19 protein-coding genes are annotated in these 18,397 nt (G+C 44.5%); 3 read left to right on the top strand and 16 right to left on the bottom strand.

Going from position 1 to position 18,397, the window contains the following annotated elements:
• Positions 1 to 5: 5 nt before the first annotated feature.
• Both AC3WTJ_RS23790 and AC3WTJ_RS23785 read right to left on the bottom strand, forming a co-directional pair.
• Positions 6 to 809, bottom strand: coding sequence for a sugar phosphate isomerase/epimerase family protein (locus AC3WTJ_RS23790; RefSeq protein ID WP_492523917.1), 804 nt, complete (start codon positions 807 to 809; stop codon positions 6 to 8).
• 34 nt (positions 810 to 843) lie between these two features.
• Positions 844 to 1,782, bottom strand: a complete 939-nt coding sequence (locus AC3WTJ_RS23785; protein ID WP_492523916.1) for a sugar phosphate isomerase/epimerase family protein — start codon at positions 1,780 to 1,782, stop codon at positions 844 to 846.
• Between the two features lie 234 nt (positions 1,783 to 2,016).
• On the opposite strand from AC3WTJ_RS23785, the gene AC3WTJ_RS23780 reads away from it, so the two are divergent.
• Positions 2,017 to 3,222, top strand: coding sequence for an ROK family protein (locus AC3WTJ_RS23780; protein ID WP_492523915.1), 1,206 nt, complete (start codon positions 2,017 to 2,019; stop codon positions 3,220 to 3,222).
• 106 nt (positions 3,223 to 3,328) lie between these two features.
• Here the strand turns inward: AC3WTJ_RS23780 and AC3WTJ_RS23775 are convergent, their stop codons facing one another.
• From AC3WTJ_RS23775 to AC3WTJ_RS23765, 3 genes are all read right to left on the bottom strand, one after another.
• Positions 3,329 to 4,291, bottom strand: a complete 963-nt coding sequence (locus AC3WTJ_RS23775; protein WP_157321050.1) for a bile acid:sodium symporter family protein — start codon at positions 4,289 to 4,291, stop codon at positions 3,329 to 3,331.
• 144 nt (positions 4,292 to 4,435) lie between these two features.
• On the bottom strand, positions 4,436 to 4,975 hold the full coding sequence (locus tag AC3WTJ_RS23770; RefSeq protein WP_492523914.1) for an NAD(P)H-dependent oxidoreductase: 540 nt from the start codon (positions 4,973 to 4,975) through the stop codon (positions 4,436 to 4,438).
• 170 nt (positions 4,976 to 5,145) lie between these two features.
• Complete coding sequence (locus tag AC3WTJ_RS23765; RefSeq protein WP_492523913.1) at positions 5,146 to 5,718, bottom strand: TetR/AcrR family transcriptional regulator; 573 nt, start codon at positions 5,716 to 5,718, stop codon at positions 5,146 to 5,148.
• Between the two features lie 137 nt (positions 5,719 to 5,855).
• Between AC3WTJ_RS23765 and AC3WTJ_RS23760 the strand changes: the two genes are divergently transcribed.
• The gene (locus tag AC3WTJ_RS23760) at positions 5,856 to 6,737 is read left to right on the top strand and encodes a LysR family transcriptional regulator (protein WP_492523912.1); all 882 of its coding nucleotides are present in this window, start codon (positions 5,856 to 5,858) and stop codon (positions 6,735 to 6,737) included.
• 70 nt (positions 6,738 to 6,807) lie between these two features.
• Entirely contained in the window at positions 6,808 to 7,908 is a 1,101-nt protein-coding gene (locus AC3WTJ_RS23755) for a GerAB/ArcD/ProY family transporter (protein ID WP_492523911.1), read from the top strand.
• On the opposite strand, the gene AC3WTJ_RS23750 is transcribed toward AC3WTJ_RS23755, so the two are convergent.
• The 11 genes from AC3WTJ_RS23750 to AC3WTJ_RS23700 all read right to left on the bottom strand — a co-directional run bounded on the left by AC3WTJ_RS23750 (position 7,897) and on the right by AC3WTJ_RS23700 (position 18,306).
• Positions 7,897 to 8,127 (bottom strand): hypothetical protein, encoded by a 231-nt coding sequence (locus AC3WTJ_RS23750; protein ID WP_492523910.1) that lies wholly within the window; start codon positions 8,125 to 8,127, stop codon positions 7,897 to 7,899. The two genes, AC3WTJ_RS23755 and AC3WTJ_RS23750, sit on opposite strands and share 12 nt — an antisense overlap.
• The gene (locus tag AC3WTJ_RS23745; RefSeq protein ID WP_492523909.1) at positions 8,124 to 9,296 is read right to left on the bottom strand and encodes a Ger(x)C family spore germination protein; all 1,173 of its coding nucleotides are present in this window, start codon (positions 9,294 to 9,296) and stop codon (positions 8,124 to 8,126) included. Before AC3WTJ_RS23745 ends, AC3WTJ_RS23750 begins: the two co-directional genes overlap by 4 nt.
• A complete protein-coding gene (locus AC3WTJ_RS23740; RefSeq protein WP_492523908.1) occupies positions 9,293 to 10,894 on the bottom strand; it encodes a spore germination protein in 1,602 nt (533 codons plus the stop codon). The genes AC3WTJ_RS23745 and AC3WTJ_RS23740 overlap by 4 nt, the downstream gene beginning before the upstream one ends.
• 222 nt (positions 10,895 to 11,116) lie before the next feature.
• On the bottom strand, positions 11,117 to 11,860 hold the full coding sequence (locus AC3WTJ_RS23735) for an SDR family NAD(P)-dependent oxidoreductase (RefSeq protein ID WP_492523907.1): 744 nt from the start codon (positions 11,858 to 11,860) through the stop codon (positions 11,117 to 11,119).
• Positions 11,861 to 12,049: 189 nt separating this feature from the next.
• Positions 12,050 to 12,547, bottom strand: a complete 498-nt coding sequence (locus tag AC3WTJ_RS23730; RefSeq protein ID WP_492523906.1) for a hypothetical protein — start codon at positions 12,545 to 12,547, stop codon at positions 12,050 to 12,052.
• Positions 12,548 to 12,720: 173 nt separating this feature from the next.
• Positions 12,721 to 13,392, bottom strand: coding sequence for a succinate dehydrogenase cytochrome b558 subunit (locus AC3WTJ_RS23725; RefSeq protein ID WP_492523905.1), 672 nt, complete (start codon positions 13,390 to 13,392; stop codon positions 12,721 to 12,723).
• Positions 13,393 to 13,555: 163 nt separating this feature from the next.
• Positions 13,556 to 14,551: an oxidoreductase gene (locus AC3WTJ_RS23720; protein ID WP_492523904.1), complete on the bottom strand. Its 996-nt coding sequence runs from the start codon at positions 14,549 to 14,551 to the stop codon at positions 13,556 to 13,558.
• Between the two features lie 97 nt (positions 14,552 to 14,648).
• Positions 14,649 to 15,401 carry an SDR family oxidoreductase gene (locus AC3WTJ_RS23715; protein WP_492523903.1) on the bottom strand — a complete coding sequence of 251 codons (753 nt, stop codon included), beginning with the start codon at positions 15,399 to 15,401 and terminating at the stop codon, positions 14,649 to 14,651.
• A gap of 163 nt (positions 15,402 to 15,564) precedes the next feature.
• A complete protein-coding gene (locus AC3WTJ_RS23710) occupies positions 15,565 to 16,884 on the bottom strand; it encodes an FAD-dependent oxidoreductase (protein ID WP_492523902.1) in 1,320 nt (439 codons plus the stop codon).
• Positions 16,885 to 17,047: 163 nt separating this feature from the next.
• Positions 17,048 to 17,797, bottom strand: a complete 750-nt coding sequence (locus AC3WTJ_RS23705) for an SDR family oxidoreductase (protein WP_492523901.1) — start codon at positions 17,795 to 17,797, stop codon at positions 17,048 to 17,050.
• Positions 17,798 to 17,826: 29 nt separating this feature from the next.
• The gene (locus tag AC3WTJ_RS23700) at positions 17,827 to 18,306 is read right to left on the bottom strand and encodes a carboxymuconolactone decarboxylase family protein (protein ID WP_492523900.1); all 480 of its coding nucleotides are present in this window, start codon (positions 18,304 to 18,306) and stop codon (positions 17,827 to 17,829) included.
• Positions 18,307 to 18,397 lie beyond the last annotated feature (91 nt).

The raw sequence follows: 18,397 nt of genomic DNA, 5'->3' as shown, positions 1-18,397 counted from the left end.
CCTATTTACTTGAAAAGCGATTTCGCATAAGCAAGATCTTCGGTGATGTAGCGGTCCTTATTGGCCAAATCCGTATACTCTGCAGTCAAACAAATGACACCGGCATAGTTTCGTTCTTTCACATAGCCGGCAATTCTCGGCCAGTGCGCCATGCCGTGCCGTCCGGTCGTGAAATGACGTTTCCACTCCGCTGTTTCAGCCTCAGGTCCATTACTTCGTTGAAAATACCCATTTTTCAAGTTCACCATCGCCAGATGGGACCATACGATGTCCAAACCATATTCAGGCTGCTGCCCAGCGAATGCATCGTGCGCAGCATCCCAGACGACGCCGATATACTCGGGGTTTATTGGAGACATCAACTGCATAATGCCGTTCGAATCGATGATGTAGTTTCCATAATGCTGCTGAATGCCGACCTTTACGCCATATTTCTCGCAAAGCGGGACAAGCGCCTCCAGCTTCCGCTTGGTCCTCTCTTCCGTCGCCTTATATCCGTCCTGATCGATATTGACCATAATTCGGATCAGCGGTACACCGGCTTCCGAGCATGCGGCGAAAATCGATTCATCCGTTGAAGCGGCAACGCTATACAAATTGACTCCTTGCTCGTTTAACTGCTTGGCAAATTGCGGCAGTGTTTTCCAAGCTGTCTCTGGCTCTACCTGAAACCCGTCTCGAATCGGAAGCTCGATGCCGTCAAATCCAATTCGGCTTACAAAGCTAGCCAGCTCGGGAGCCGATTGATCTTTCCAATGTTTCACAAACAATGAAAACGAATAAGGCCTTTTCGATTCCGAATGTTCCACAGCCGCCAGTCCTCCCTCTCCCTCTACGCAATTCTTATACATTAACGTTAGATTTCGTGACGCTAAGCAGGTGCTGCACATCGTTATAACATTGCTGAGCTAATCCGGTATGTACGGGAAGATCGGAGCCAGGCTTGCTTACACTTTCAACGGTGAGGTAACCGTTGTATCCGATTTGTTCCAGCCCCCGGAACACTTCATACCAATCAATCCCGCCTTGATTAATAAGCCGATGACAGAAATATTGCTCATCTTGCTTACCCTGCTTCGGTATGACTCTATGATAGCGGCCGATATGCGGCACATAATCACTGTATTCGAAAGCCCAAGGATACTGGTTGCCTTGCAGCTTCACAATATCCTTAATATGAATGTTGAGGAGATACGGTTTTAAACGTTGAATAGTTGCGATCCCATAATCAGTCGGCACCTGATACAAATTGACCGGATCCAGGATCAGCCCTACATTACTGCGCCCTACTGCTTCTACAAAAGCAATGGAGGAATCGGCATGATCGCAAAGCGTTCCGTGATGCATCTCAATAACCGCCCGAATATTTCGGCTGTTTGCCGCATCGGCGCATTGCTGGAACCACTTGACGGCCTTAGCAAAGTCCTCCTTGGACACCTCATCGGAATGCTGGAATCCTGGGTTCAATCGCATCATGCCGCATCCAATGGTTGAGGCAAAATCGAGATAACGCTCCCACTTCAGAAATTCCGCATGGTTTTCCTCTTCCGTATTACAAGCAAAATTCCCAACAAAAAGGGATAGATTGATTGGAGTTAACCGATAACTTACGAGCAAACTTTTAATCTGCTCCGCTCGTTCTTTCGAGATATGGCCATCTTTTAATTCACCAACACCGCGAATCTCGACGCCCTCATAACCAACAGCAGCTGCATCTTTCAAAAAGTGCTCAATGGTTGAATCATCATACATATTACCGCCTAAAACGATCATTGTTCTCATCCCGCCCTTTCCGTAATAGCGCTTTCAATAGTATGAGAATATCATAAATTAACTCCGTGACTTATGTCAATATTTAAATTAAGTCATTTATTTATCCACTTAATTTAATTATTATCGCTAGAAAAACATTGATCTTTGTTCTTATTTTTATTAAAGTAAGCTCATTACCACTATTCGTATGGGTTCAGGTATAATCGGTTTAATTACATAATGATATAGCGACGGTGAGAACTCATGATAAGTCCATATAAAAGCGATCAAAAGGGTACCAAAACCAGCATCATTCAAGCTTTGCGTATGCACGGTTCCATGCCTCGGATTAAATTGACCAAAGTTACGGAACTGAGCAGAGCGACCATCTCTTCCACGATTTCCGAGCTCATGGATTGTAAGCTGGTCCAAGAAACAGAAAAAGCCCCCTCAACGGGAGGCCGTCCAGCTATTTCACTAGAGCTTGTCCCAGGATCACCAGGTATTATGGGCGCTGATCTGGATAATCAAGTATGGACGTTGGGCGTGTTTGATTTACTTGGGAATGTCATTCATCTTACGAAAATACCTGTCAGCTCTCCCCTGCCCGAGATCGCGATTCAGGAGTTAACGGAGCCAACGGCAAAATTTGTTAAAGAATTGAAGATTGGCGTCATCCAATTGTTCGGTCTGGGAGTGCCTGGTCTTGTCGATACAAGAAGAGGTATTATTAAAAGCGCTTCCGATTTGGGCTGGTCAAACGTGGAGATTGAGGACATGGTAAGTAAAAAGCTTGGCTGGCCCACTGTAGCCATCAACAGGCACCGTGCCCGTGGACTTGCCGAATGCCGTTTTGGTTCAGGCAGCAGCTATAAGCATATGATCTATGTCGGGGTCGGTTCCGGGATTGCTGCCGGAATTTTTAATGATCGACAATTGGTTTCAGGTTCGTTCGGCGGAGCAGGTGAACTCGGACATATTACGGTTGAGCCGGACGGACCCGTATGTCCATGTGGAAATAACGGTTGCTTACACCTCTATTCAACGGCTTCGGCCATTGAACAGGAAGCGCGCCGGCAGCTCCGTTCCGGACAGGAAGATAGTGTGCTCAACCGTGTGATAGCCGGAAACGATCTGCAAATTCTGCAAGCAAAGGACGTTTGCTTGGCTGCAGACCAAGGTGATGTTTTGGCCTTACGCATCATTAACCGCGCCGCCACGTATCTCGGGATCGCGTTGGCTAATGTGGTCAATTTACTCAATCCGGAGGCGATCATTCTTGGGGGATCCATCCCCAGCATGTGCAGCACATATGTCCAAACCGCTACAAAAGTTATGAAGCAGCGGTCTATGTTAGCCCTCTCTGCCGGGATCGCCGTGGACACGGCCGTTTTACCTGAAATCGGCGGTGCACTCGGCGCGATTAATTTTGCGCTTGATCAACATTTTTCTTTTACCATGATTCAGTAAACCATGGATCAATGTTAAAAGCCTCCAGCCCACTTAAAAGTGGTCCTGAAGGCTTTTTTAGTTTCGCGTTATCCTTATGTATACGTCAAATGTAATTACATTTCATCTAGGCTGCTTTTGCTGTGTGGCCGTTCACACCATAGCTTTTAGCCAGACGTTGCCCGAATATGGCCGCAAGAATTTGCTGAAACAGCATGCCTGCGACAACAGGAAGCGCCACTGGCGGCGGAAAAAAGCTGATGGCGAGCACCGCGCCTGCACTTAAATTTCGCATCCCGGAATTAAACGTTAAGGCTATCGTAACTTCGCGTTCCCATTTCATCATCCGTGACACCAGCCACCCTGCCAAGTACCCGATGGTCGCACTCACGAAAGCGATTACAATGATTTTGACCAATTGCCCATTCATGTTCTTCAGATAAGGAGCTATGACCGAGGAATTAATCGCCACGACCACAAAAAGGCCTATTTTTGAAAAAGGCGCAAACCTGGGTCCCCATGTGGTTTTAATTCTCCCTTTTGTCCACTGATTAAGGAACGTGCCGATCAATGAGGGAATCACAACCATCAGAAATAATCCTCTCATAATGTCCCATTGGTCCATATGTACCTTCGCTCCAACGATGAGTGAAAGACTAAGTGGCACAATAAAGGGAGACAGAAGCGTGTCCAGCAAAATCAGCGCCAAAGTAAGCGCTATATTTCCCCCGTAAATAGTGACCCATACCAAGCTAACTACGCCTGTAGGAATAACGAAAAGGAGAACAAAACCAGTCTGAGTCAAATCATCTCCCGGGAAAAAAAGCGAGCCGGCCGCCCAACCAAGCAATGGCATGGCTAGATGCAGAATGATAAAGTTAGCGACAATCGGCAGCGGATGCATCATGACCTTCTGTAAATCTTTAAAATTAGAGCCAATACTACCGAAGAACGTCATCAGCGCAAAAATCCATGGCACCAGAAAGCTCAGATTGTGCAGCCAAACACTGCAAATTAGCCCAACAATAACAGCCGTTGGCGTGACAAAAGGCATGGCTTTCTCGAGAACTTTATTCAAACGGATAAGCATATACACCCCTCCTTTCTCTTTTGATAAGGATTCATTTTAATTACTTAATTACGAAACCATTGTAGCACAATTGCGAGTCTGGAAACTTACTAAATTAAAAAGACTTCCACCCACGAGGGCGAAAGCCTTTTAACGAAAACGTTCTTAAACCATCACAGTGGGTTTGACCGTTTTGAGATGCTGAACATAATCTTGGGCGCTTTTTGCTACACGATCATCTGTCGCATTCGATGTATCGTTCAGAGCAAAGTGCGGCAAATACGAGGCGCTAATAAAATGAGCAAGCGCTTCTACCGGTCGCAGCATCTCTTCCAAGGTAAAGCGATTGGACCCGCTTTTTGAATACGACTCTTTGGTGCCATACGTCGAGATCGCAGCACCGATTTCTTTTCCTGCTGTTTTGCTGCCATCGGGTCCATAAGCCCAGCCGTATAACAATACGGTATCGAACCACTTTTTTAATAATGGCGGAGTGCTGTACCAATAAAACGGGTATTGAAAAATAATGCGGTCATGCGACTCAATTAACTTCTGCTCTTTAGCAACATCGATATTTTCGTCTGGGTACGTTTTGTATAACTCATGGATAGTGTAATCCGTTTGATCTTGCAGAGCTTTCACCCATGCTTTATTCCATGTGGACCCTTCCATGTTCGGATGCGTAACGATGACTAAAGTTTTCATTTTATTTTGCCTCATTTCATCATTGGTTTCGTTTTGATTTACGTTACATAGCACACTCATTTACCTTCATTATTTTTCTTTAATTCTCAGGAAATGATACGCCATTTTAGCATATAATTGTTTTATCTACTAAAAGGTAGATTTACCATAAAAACAATCCGCCTCCTTTTTCAAGTTAAGGCGGATAGCAAACCATCGACAATCATATCAAACTTTTTGACATCGCTAAAACTTCTTGCAAGTAGTTGCGCACCTTGAAGTGAAGCCAGAAATTGATGGGCTCTAACATCTGCGGCACCTTCAAACTTGAGCTGTCCATCACGCCGCCCCTGCTCCAGCACACGTTCCAACCATTCTAAATTCGATGTGAAGAATTGAGCTAACCCATCTCGAACCTTGCCGGATAGTGTAGCTAAATCCGTTGATAACATGACGCTCAGACAAGTACGATACTCTTGGACTGGACCGCTGTAGAGTAAAGTGAATTTGCGCAGTTTCTCCAAACTATGCTGAGTATCCAAATCAATTTGTGCGACGTAGGTAATAAAATTTCTTTGATACCGTGTAATCAGTGCTTCTCCCAGATCCTCTTTGTTAGGGAAATAATAATGAATACTGGCATTCCGTATCCCTACTTTGTCTGCAATGTGTGAATAGCTAAAACCGTTAAAGCCAAATTGCTGCACAAGCGACTGAGCGGTATCTAAAATAAATTCTGCTGTATTTTTATTGTTTTTATCCATAAATAAATTCTAGCTTTCAGTAGATAGCGTGTCAACATGCAAGGCAATCTTTTATCATGTATAATGCAGAATAATGACATTCATTATCTCAAATACTGATAGCTAATCGTACCAAATACAGGAGGTTTATATTTTATATGGATATACAGTTGCTCAAAGTATTTTTTACCACGGCACATGAAGGCAGCATTTCCAAAGCGGCTAATAAATTAAACTTCGCTCAGTCCAACGTCACTCACAAGATTCAACAGCTTGAGGCTGATTTGCAGACACAGCTCTTCTATCGCCACAACCGGGGGATCACACTTACGCCTTCCGGTCAAATCCTTGTTTCCTATGCGGAGAAAATATTGCATGTGATTCAGGAAGCCCGGCTTGCCGTGGGAGACTCATCCGAGCCTGCCGGACCTCTGCATATTGGCTCCATGGAGACAACCGCCTCCGCCCGGCTGCCCATGCTGCTCACCAACTATCATACGGAGTATCCGGCTGTCGATTTCACATTAACAACGGGTCCTACAGAACAGCATATCCATGGCGTACTTCATTATGAGCTTAACGGAGCATTTGTGGCCGGTCCTGTCGAACATCCTGATCTCATTCAAGAAAAAGTCATTGATGAAGAACTGGTCCTCGTCACTTCATCCTCCCACCCGCCCATCCGTTCCATCCATGATGTGCAGGATCGCCCGCTTCTCGTCTTGCGCAGCGGTTGTGCATACCGGGCAAAATTAAATCTGCTGCTCAAAGAAGAAGGCTTAACCCCCGTTAAACTCATGGATTTCGGATCACCGGAAACGATTATCGGTTGTGTCGGCGCAGGCTTAGGCATTTCGCTTTTGCCTCGTACAATCGCTGCCGAACCAGAGGAGCAAGGACGAATCCGCACGCATGAAATTACGGGCAAGCATGCCATCGTGACAACGGTCTTCATCAGGCGCAAGGATGCTTTGATCACACCTGCATTGTCCGCTTTCTTAACGGCTATGCGTGCGCATTTTACGGGTCTTAACGTATAATTAGCTATCGATAAGTCAATACTTGGAGCAGCCTCTGTGAGGTGAGACGAGGGGTTGAGGGGTTGCTGCCATGCACAATACAGAAAAAATTACAGCTAACCAATTTGGTATTCTGCTATTCTCTTTTATCGCTTCCACGATCATCTTAACCATTCCGGGATTGATGGCGATGTTTGCCAAGCAAGATGCTTGGATATCGGTATTACCATCCACAACAACAGGATTGCTAAGTATTTGGGTGATGACCAAACTCGCGAAACGGTATCCAGGTCTTACAATCATAGCGTACAGTCAAAAAATACTCGGTAAATGGTTAGGAACTTGTTTGGGCCTTTATTATATTTACTTTTGGTTCATGTCTATATCGATTATGACCATACAACATACCTTTTTCATTAAAACACTGCTATTGCCAAGAAGTCCGTCCATAATAGGAAGTCTGACTTTATTGATCCTTTGCGGATTAGCTGTTTATATGGGAATTGAGGTCATCGGAAGATGTGCTGAGTTTCTTACGCCACTGAAATTGTTTTTTTTGATTCCACTTTTGGTTCTGACGATTGGTGCAGCAGATCATGAGCAGCTTAAACCGGTTTTAGCAGACGGATTTCTGCCGGTATTACAAGGAGCCATCCTTCCGGCAGGAGCTTTTATGAATCAGCTGTTTATATTGGGTTGGCTACTTCCCTATTTGAATCAACCCAAAAAAGCGCTCAAGGTCTCCCTTTATGCGCTTTTATGTATTTTTATTTTTATTTTCTTCGTCGTTTTGTCTACGATTTTGGTCCTCGGTTCCTTAACAGGCCAACTAAACTATTCCTATTTAAGCGTCATGCAATATATAGGTATTGAAGGTTCATTCGAACGTCTCGAAGCCATTGCTGTCATGGTATGGGTCATTGGCAGTTTCGTAAAAGTTTCGGTGTCATTGTTTATAATAAGTCTTAGCATAAGCGAGATTTTCGGCATCCGGAACTATCGAGATCTCGTGGCGCCAATTACCCTCTTATGCCTCATTGGATCGGTTTGGGTTTTCAAAAATGGTGCTGAACTTCAGACTTATCTTACATTAATTTACCCGAGCGGGGGTTTTGTCACGCAAAGCCTTATACCGTTGTTTCTTCTCCTGATAGACACAATCAAAAGAAAAGCTGTGCCCTCAGCGCATTAAAAGCATTTTTCCGATAGGTTCAAAAACAATTTTGAACGGGACAACCATACTTGGCAGCTCAACCCGAGCAATTAATAAAGAACCGACTACAGACGATATGAGCATTAAACTGCTGAATACCGCTGCTTCTCTATTTTTCTGTCTCCGCAGCATAGATCGGATTGTAACAAAAGACCATACGATCATGAAACATACAAAAAGGACGATTTTAACGATCATTTTACGATCTCCTGTCTCTTCAAATGTAAAGGAGGACCTGCCATCCCGCTGCCTAATATATTTATCTTAACTTCAAAGGAAACGGCTACCTCCGGAAACTTATTGTCCCATTGATTTTTCAACATTTTCCACTGTTTCGGTTCATCACGGTAGATTTCTCTGCCAAAACCCACACTATCTACTTTGTATTGCTTCTGGATTTTGGATAATGTATCGTGAATTTGTTTCTCCACCGCTTTCTCTAACGCTTCCTCCACAATTTTAAGATTCTCTGGTATTCGAATATCTAAATTGGTGTTATTTTCCCAAATGTTCCCTTCGCCTTGAAGCTGTATGTTAAATTTAATCTTACCCCCACTGATCTCCGGAGTAATTTTCCGATCCGTTTTTGATAATATCATCCCAACCGTTCCACCGCTATCTGGTATATTTGCATTCAGACTCCCATGCTTCATTCTATTTGTAACCCATAGAAATCCATTGGTTTCATTCTCGTTTAGGAAGCCAGCTAATTTGAAGTCCTTAAAAATGGCCGAGCCAGCCAGCTTGAATATATGGCTTTCTTTGACTCCTTCTGTGATGCCATCCGGCGTGATGGCTCCCAGTACGGGGCTGATTCCTTCTCCAGACGAGGCTAAAAAGAAGTCTCGCAATGAGATTGCCAGCTCACTTCTTAAAGCTTCCATCTCCTTGATTGCCTCACTGGGCACTTGTTCAAAAGGGTATTTCACTTTCAGAATGTCCCGCCCTTTTCCTCCCTTTACAACCATGATATATGTTTTCAAGCGTTGTTTTGAATCGTGGGTGTAAATATCGAGAATGTCTTGAATTCCGCGTTTAGACAGCTTCTCGCCAATGTAAATAACGACGCGGTGTGCAGTAAACAGTCTGCGCGAACTTTTTTTCTGAAGCCTATAGAAAGCTTCATTAACATTACTACCCTCAGCGGAAATAACGAAAAATTTCTCATTGCTGTTGCCGCCACTACCCGGCCCTCCTTGCGCGGAGGAAGGAACCGCAATTTGGTGGGATAAGATAAAGTTTCCATCATCGGTTATGTCGAATGCCGTCCCCATAATGAAAGCAAGGTCATTTATTTCCGTTCGGTCCCAACAGCCACTTGTGGTCAATAAAGTGACTAGTAAACCCATGTAAAGGAATGGTTTCATTCTGGAGCTTCCTTCCCTTTCGCCGCCGCAGATCCCGGACTTGGTTTCTGACCTGTCGGCTCACGTACCGTATCGTTCATGCTTGTTTCATTAGGACGCCGAGTTTTGGCCCAAATAGGTGCCCGGATGATGACATCCTTTAATTCCGCGAAATTCACCGGTGCTGCCGGGGTAAAGTAAGGGACACCGAACGAACGAAGCGATGAGATATGTAACACAATGCCCAGCAACCCGATTACAATGCCATAAAGACCAAGCGTACCCGCCAGTAATAGCATTGGAAATCGCAGCAATCGAATACCGTTAGCAAAACTGTAACGAGGGATCGTAAACGCTGCAATACCAGTAATGGACACAATAATAACAACCGGTGCGGAAATTATGCCTGCTAATACGGCCGCTTGTCCGATGACTAATGCGCCTACAATACTTATCGCTTGCCCGATTTGCTTAGGTAATCGAATCCCAGCTTCCCGTAAGGCTTCAAATATAATTTCCATTATGCAAGCTTCGATAACGGCTGGAAAAGGAACGGGTTCTCTAGAGGAGGCAATACTCAGCACCAGATTCGTTGGAATCATTTCCTGATTGAAAGTCGAAATCGCGACGTATAGAGGAGGAGCAAATATCGCGATACTAATGAAAAGGAAACGAATCCACCGTACAAAAGTGGCGATTGGCCAGCGGATGTAATAATCCTCACTTGCCTGGAGGCCTGTCCAGAAGGTCATAGGAACAATTAAAACAAATGGAGATGTATCTACTAGAATAGCTACTTTTCCTTCCAACAGTTCTGCAGCAACTACATCTGGACGTTCTGTACTGTGCACAAGCGGAAAAGGGGAGTAAGGACTGTCTTCAATAAATTCCTCAACATAACCTGAATCAATGATCCCATCGATTTGAATCCGACCTACCCTTTTTCGAACTTCCTCAATGATAGATTCAGACGCAATACCTTCTATGTATGTAATGACAACTGGGGTTTTAGTAAGCTCTCCAATTGTAAAGGATTCCATTTTTAGCCTTGAAGTTTTAATTTTGGCGCGTATTAACCCGATATTTGTTGAGATTTTCTCGATAAATCCAACTCTTGGACCGCGTATAACAGGTTCAGATGACGGTTCATCCAAGCTTCGTTGTGATTTAGCATTCACTTTGACCAGCATTGCTTCGCAATTCCCTAAAGTAAGCACAGCTGCATGGCCATTTAGCACCTGATTTACAATTTCCTTTACTTCAGATGTCATACTCGTCATCCCTAATGAGATAACTTGATCATCCAGCGATTCTGTATTTACGATAAACAACTCGTCTTGCTTGTTCGATTTGGCTATCATTGGTTCCAAAATATGCTTGTTAATCAGCTCTTCTTCAACAAGAGTCGTAAAGTAAATGATAAGCCAATGATCTTTTCCTGCCGATTGAACTTTTCGAAAAACGATGTCCGCACTTTTATGGAATATACGTTTAAAAATTAATTCATTATGCTCTAAATCCAAGTTTAAATTGGCGGTCTCTTCAGCTTCAGAGAGATGATCCTCAGGTATAATTGGATACCCAGGTTTCTTGTGCATCCATTTCCTAATCCACTTCAATGAAAAGTCCTCCTAGTGAAAAACTGTTAAAGTTAATTTCCCATTTTTTCACCAAAAATATTCTTGGATGAAGCAGCCATCTTCATCGCACTCTCCTTGTTATAGCCAGGAAATAACACATATAATCCCAGGCCTGAACGGCACTGGGATTATATAAAGAGATACGACTTTGCTATATTATTATTCTGAACCTATTCACGGATTTCTCTAGCTTAGACTTGCTTACCACTGACCTGCATTTTGACCGCCATCGACGTGAAGAATTTCTCCAGTTACAAAATTCGCGGATTCCAGATATACAATCGCATCAACAATCTCTTGCATCTCGCCCATTCGGCCCATAGGGTGTAAGGTAGCCAAATAATTGTGATTCTCAACCGGATGCATCGGCGTTTTGGTAATTCCCGGTGCGACAGCGTTCACCCGAATTCCTTTGTCCGCATATTCAATCGCTAGCGATTTCGTTGCTGCGTTCAAGCCTCCCTTGGTTAAAGCGGGCAATGCAGCAGGAATGGCTTTAATTGGCTGCTCGATGAAGCCACTTGCTGTAATGTTGATGATGTGGCCTGAACCCTCTTTCAACATCTCGATCAGAGCGCGCTGTGTGAGATGGAAGAATCCTGCCACATTGACGGAAAGGATCGAGGCAAAATCTTCTTCCGTGTATTCGGTAAATGGTTTCGCAACAAAAATCCCAGCATTATTGATCAGTGTGTCAATGCGTCCAAAACGCGAAAGTCCTTCGCCGATTAACTGTTCAGCTACTTTCGGGTTTGAAATATCGCCTGCAACATAAGCGACATGCGCACCTGTCGGATCGATTTCATTTGCAGCCTTAACTAGCTCTTCCTCGCGACGCCCATTGATGACGACATTTGCTCCTCTTTTTACAAATTCAATAGCTGCTGCTTTCCCAATTCCACTGCTTCCACCTGTAATTACGACAACTTTACCTTGATTACTCATTTTCTCCACTCTCCGTTTCTACCTATTAAAAGGTAGTTAATTTTGTTTAAAAAAAGCGTCCTTTTCTTAGGCGCTAACTAACTGTGTTGTTTCTGTCTTCTTATGTATCTTACAACGATTCATCTATCTTGTATAATACGGAAATGAGATATTCGACATCTCATTTCCAGATGACAAAGAACTCCTGCCCTATTTGCGCTTCCCCCATGGCTTAAAAACGGATAGCAGAAACATGGCAACCAAGGAGATCAACTGTAAAGCTATGCCAATGAATAACGATATCGTGTTTACTACCATAGCCCCTTGATTTGCTCCCTCTACCCCCACATCCGTTATCAGCGATATGCCTTGAAGCGTCCAAATGTACATGCCGACAGGACCTAGAATAAGCGCGATCAAACTAAGGATTTCTTTTGCTATGATCCAATAATATTTCACCAACCCCCAGTGAGTCCATACGGATAAAAGCAATCCTGTCACTATTGTTCCAATAAACGAGGCTCTGACAGAAGTTGTGGATAAAACATGCATAGCCTTGTAACAAGAAAGTATTAATCCTGAATCACTGGTGCTCACTGCCGTTATACTCAAAATAAGAAATGTTACACTTGTCCCGAGCATAATGGCTGAAAAAAGGATGTGCAAGCTCAAGAGCCACTTCTTCTGTGTTATGTTTAACACTTTCATTGTCCCGTATTCCCCCTGTAAACGTCGTATCTATAAGATAATAAATGGAAATAAACTAGGTCTAAACCGCATATTAAAAATTCATAAACTGAGAATATGAAACAAAAACGGGATAAAGTTTGCTGTCAAGAGCCGCGACAACAACTTTATCCCGTTATGAGGTTATTCGACTGTCAGATGCTGCCGACCGCCAAACCTATGCCGATAGCCGTTCCTTTAAACTCCTCGCTAGTGAACGCAATGAGCGAAAGAAGGAACAGCAGCGAAACAAGAACAAATACTCCCATACAAATTTTAGAAGAAACTTTTTGTGCGCGCGGTGAGATCGTAATCCCCCAACTAATCATAAAAGCCCATAGACCATTGCTGAAATGGAATACCGCTGACAATACCCCGATCACGTAGAGGACAAAGTAAGTTGGATTCGTAGCAATTTGATGCATTGTAGAACCAAGATCATCATGCGTGATAGTCCCAAGGTAGACTTGAAGGCGCGTATTAAAGAAATGCCAGAAAACGAAAATAAACGTAATTGCCCCCGTTATACGTTGTAAGGTAAACGCCCAATTGCGACCGTACGCATATTGTCCTGAGTTCAGCTTGGATTGATAAGCCATATAAAGTCCATATACGCCATGGAACAGGATCGGAATATAGATTCCAAAGATTTCGAGTAAAGGTTTAAGCGGCAGGCTGTTGACCAAATGCACACCGCTGCTGAACCCCTCTGGTCCACGCTCAAACGATTGAAAGTTAATCAATAGATGAACTAGTATGAAGCCTCCGAGTGGAATGACTCCGAGTAGCGAATGCAGTTTGCGCCAGTAATAGGAATTTCCTTTCATGTGACACCTCTCTAAGATGATTTTTCCCGATCTGTCTCGTTGTTTCGAATCGGGCAATAATATGTTGTCTTGACATTAATAAGACAATTGAGAGTGTCAAAGTGTGACAAAAAACCGCCCACAAGGTTCGAAAACCTGAGGACGGTTGATAGCTCACTCTTGCTTATACTGGAAACTTGATACCGGTCAGATCTTCACTAAGGTACCAGAGTTGCTCGGCGAATTCCGGATTCGTCGCCCATGGTTTGACGCCTGGACCGCGAGGGTTATCGGCTGGAACGGCCTGTGCGATATCTACATTTTCGCAATAAACGCCTCCCTTGCCTTCCAATTGTTTATTCACAGCACACCAGACAATCGTAGCGGCACCTTCCGAAATTGTTTTAAATTCATCGTTATACTCGCTGAAGACCCGCTGTCCTTGTTCGTCCAAAGCCCCCATTGCATGCATTTCATCATCTGACAGGTTACGTGACAAGTCGGTTACAATCGAACCTGGATGAACGGAAAAAGCACGAACACCATAGGATTGGCCTCGCTTATCCAACTCCACTGCAAATAAGGCATTTGCAGTTTTGGATTGTCCATAAGCTGTCCATTTCTCATATGGGCGAGTTTCAAAATGCGGATCGTTGAAGTCCATCCCGCTAATCGCATGACCACGCGATGAAACCGATACAACTCTAGCTCCCCCGGCTTTCACTAAAGCCGGCCACAGTCTTGCCGCTAGTTGAAAATGTCCCAAGTGGTTTGTTGTAAACTGAGCTTCATACCCGCGGTGATCACGCGCCAGCGGCGATGCCATGATCCCGGCGCTATCAACAAGGATATGCAAAGGACGGTTCGAAGCAAGGAATCGCTCGGCGAAAGCATCTATGGAAGCTGGATCCAGAAGATCCAAAGATTCCAGTTCAACCCCAGGGATATCGGAAACGGTAGCCAGAGCTTTCCCCGGCGTACGCGCGGGCACAATAACCGTCGCCCCGGCATTCGCAAGCACACGTGCGGTTTCGAGACCTAGACCTGAATAACCACCTGTTACTATCGCGACTTTACCGCTCAAATCTTTTCCCTCAAGTGCTTCCTGCGCCGTCGTTCTTGGGCCAAATCCGGATTGAATTGGAGCTTGTATCGTTACTTCTTTGCTATTTTTTTGCATCTGAATATTCCTCCATAGTCATTGAATTTTGGGGCTTAGGCTGAAGTCACTTCGCCTAGTTCCAAGAATAGTACCTGGAGTATACTCGATGTCAATTTTAAAATTTCGAAGTGCTCTTTAACCAATCTTCGAAGCGTGTCGTAGCGATACGTGCATCCCCAAGAGGGACAAGGGAATGTTGGTTTAATAGCACACCGTAGTAACGAGAATTTTCGTCTGTGACTACTTGCCGAGTGTCCTTTCTAGCAGTCAGGAAGCGACGAACGAGTTCATCAAGACCCATTCGTTCTGGACCGGCCAGGTCCACAATACCATTCACCGGCGCCGCAAGCGCATAGTCCGCAACCGCGGCAGCGACATCGTCGGATACAATCGGTTGAATATAGGCGGACGGCATCCGGACGGTTTGTCCTTCCGTAGAGAATTGAGCAATGCTTTCAACGAACTCGAAGAACTGTGTCGCGCGAACGATTGTGTAAGGGACTTTGGAGGCTTTAATCATTTCTTCTTGCGCCATCTTTGCCCGGAAATAGCCACTTTCAAGTAATCCATCCGTACCAACGACGGATAGGGCAACGTGATGTTTCACGCCCGCAGCAGCTTCAGCTGCAAGCAGATTACGAGTTGATGTTTCAAAGAACTCTAATACGGCTTGGTCTTCCCAAGAGGGAGCGTTCGAAACGTCGACAACAACTTCTGCGCCGCTAATTGCTTCACCTAGTCCTTCACCCGTAACGGAGTTGATGCCTAAAGAAGGTGACGCAGCCACTACATCATGGCCATGCTCACGCAGGTTGTTTACGAGTTTTTTTCCAATAAGACCACTACCACCAATAACGACGATTTTCATATGAATTCCTCCTAGTAGATGATTGCTGCCTATAATTTACACGTTGTGCTATTTTTATATACCTGCATTGTGCTGTTACTTGGTTGTTTTTCTTTACACGATTAAGACAATTGGCCGCATTGAAGTGTGACATACCTTTTACTGTGTTCGAGTACCCTATTTTTCAAACCGTTTGCAAAGCTTCGTGAGCTTCATTAACAATGGACAAAGCCACATTTCGAGCGCTGGAGAAAGCTCTTTCTGCAAGCTCTCCCTTCCCCTCACAGCCGTCTCCACAAAAATAGAACGGAACATGATCGATACGAGTTGGAAGTAACTTATTTGTAATAACGTTTTTCACGCTGGAAACCATGGCTTTTTTGGAAACGCGTTTCACCGCGGTAACGTCGCGCCATCCTGGATAATGCCGATCGAAGAGTGCTTCCATCTGTGCATTCTTATCATCCAAATAGGTTTTACGCTGCTCCTCATTATCAAAATGATCTTTTAAATAGGCAATTGCCTGGAGCAGTTGTCCACCCTCTGGGACAAGCGTATGGTCTGTTGCCGACACATCCGTGATAAATATTTTATTATCCATATCGCTAATATACGTAAAAGGTCTTGCAACAACCTGAATTAATCCAACATCATAGATCATTACTTCGGTTGCTGTATTGGATTCATATGGAGCAAGGAATGGCTCCCAAGCCGTACCTTTGAGAAATTTGATGACTTGTTGAACCGGCATGGCAAAAACAACTTTATCATAGGCCTGCCTACGATTTTTAGTCTGCAGAACGAATTTTTGATTCTCATATCGAAGTTCTTCAACACTTTCCTGCATGGCGATTTCCCATTGGCCAGAAGTCGTTATTTTCTGCTTCAATTGATTCGTAATAACGGACCAACTTCCTAAGATGTAATTGACAGGTTTCGTTGACAGGAACAAATTATGATAGTACTCGCTAATCACAGCTCCGGAAACATGGCGAGCATCTTCAGGAGCAATGAAAAAGTTGGAGCAAACCAAATGCTCCCATAACTCCTTCACATCATCATCCGCCTTGGAGGCTTCGAAATAGTCCTCTAAGGTATTGTAATTTTTCAAGTTATGAATATTGGCAATAATCGCCGTAATATCTCCGACAAATCTTACTTTCTGCATGGTGCTTAACAGATCTGTTGTTAAAAGATTAATAGCGTCCAGCGGCGCCGTTGTAAGATGATTACCTTTCGAATAAACGACTTTACGCTTATCGACCTGCTTTGAGGAAAATGTCAGACGCAATTCGTGTTCCATGGACGACAAGATATGGCGGTCGATGCCATAGATCGCGTGTGCGCCGTAGTTCAATGTGAATCCAGCCTTTTCATAAGTAAAAGCTCGCCCGCCTAATTGCGGACTGCGTTCGAATAAAGTTCCTTCAACCTGTGGATTCTCAGTCAAGTATGCTGCCGCTGTTAATCCGGCTAATCCACCGCCAATAATAGCTATTTTCATTATGATTCCTCCTGGGGGGTATGGTATGAGCTATTCGGATCGACATTAATAAGGCAACTGGCGGCAACAATACGTGACATCTTCGGAGGAGCTATTTATTGGATAAAAAAAAAGAGACCTGCACTCAAGCAGTTCTCCTTTTCGGCATTGCAGTCTATTCTACTTAGTTCGTAGTACGATTTAACCACTCTTCAAAATGTGTTGGAGCAATGCGCGCCTCGCCTAGTGGGACGAGGGAATGCTGCTTCAACAGCACGCCATAGTAGCGTGAATTTTCGTCTGTGATAAGCTGTCTTGCGTCCTTTCTGGCTTCCAGGAAACGACGCACAAGTTCATTAAGACCCATACGCTCGGGACCAGCCAGATCAACAATGCCATTCACTGGAGCCTCGAGTGCATAGTCCACAAGCGCGGCAGCGACATCGTCGGAAACAATCGGTTGAATAAAGGCAGATGGCATCCTAACGGTTTCCCCTTCCGTGGAGAATTGAGCAATACTTTCAACGAACTCGAAGAATTGCGTCGCGCGAACGATTGTATATGGCACTTTAGAATCTTTAATCATCTCTTCTTGCGCCATTTTCGCACGGAAATATCCACTTTCAAGCAAGCCATCCGTACCAACGACCGACAAAGCAACGTGATGTTGCACGCCTGCAGCAGCTTCTGCATCAAGAAGATTTCGCGTTGACGTTTTGAAGAAGTCTAGCACGGCTTGATCTTCCCACGAAGGAGCGTTCGTAACGTCAACGACAACTTGTGCGCCGCTGATTGCCGCATCAAGCCCCTCACCCGTAACGGAGTTGATGCCTAAGGAAGGTGATGCCGCTACAACTTCATGGCCAAGTTCACGCAAGTTATTTACAAGTTTTTTCCCAATAAGTCCATTACCACCGATTACAACGATTTTCATATGAATTCCTCCTGGTTTTATGATTGAAATTATTTGAGACCAGCTTTCGATAAGCCGAATGCTGCGTCAGCCGAGCCTGGAACTGTTTTGAACCCGACGTTGATTCGGTTCCAAGCATTGATCGCCATGATGGAGAAGCTCAAATCAGACAATTCTTTCTCCGAGAACTGGCCGCGAACTCGATCATATACGTCATCAGGTACGCCATGTTCAGGAAGCTTGGTCAGGATTTCAGTCCATGCTAGTGCAGCACGTTCGCGCGGCGAGAACAAAGTGGATTCGCGCCAAATTGGAAGGTGATAGAGACGAAGCTCGCTCTCACCATGAATTTTGGCTTGTTTGACGTGCATATCCACGCAGAATCCACATCCATTCATTTGTGAAGCTCTGATGTGAACCAGATGCAGGATTGTTTCTTCAATGGAGCTATCCTTCTCAGCGTTGCTGAAGTCCATCATTTTTTTGGTGAATTCCGGTGATTGCTGCATGTAATTTATACGTTGTGTCATTTTTGTTACCTCCACTGTTTTGATTTCATAACACTATTAAGACAATTGGCGTCTTCAAAGTGTGACATCCTACACACCCTGCATAACGAAA

Source organism: Paenibacillus sp. FW101-FHT12H11 (genome assembly GCF_058790355.1).
The sequence above is the reverse complement of the archived record's forward strand: the minus strand, read 5'-3'. Positions and strand labels throughout refer to the sequence as shown.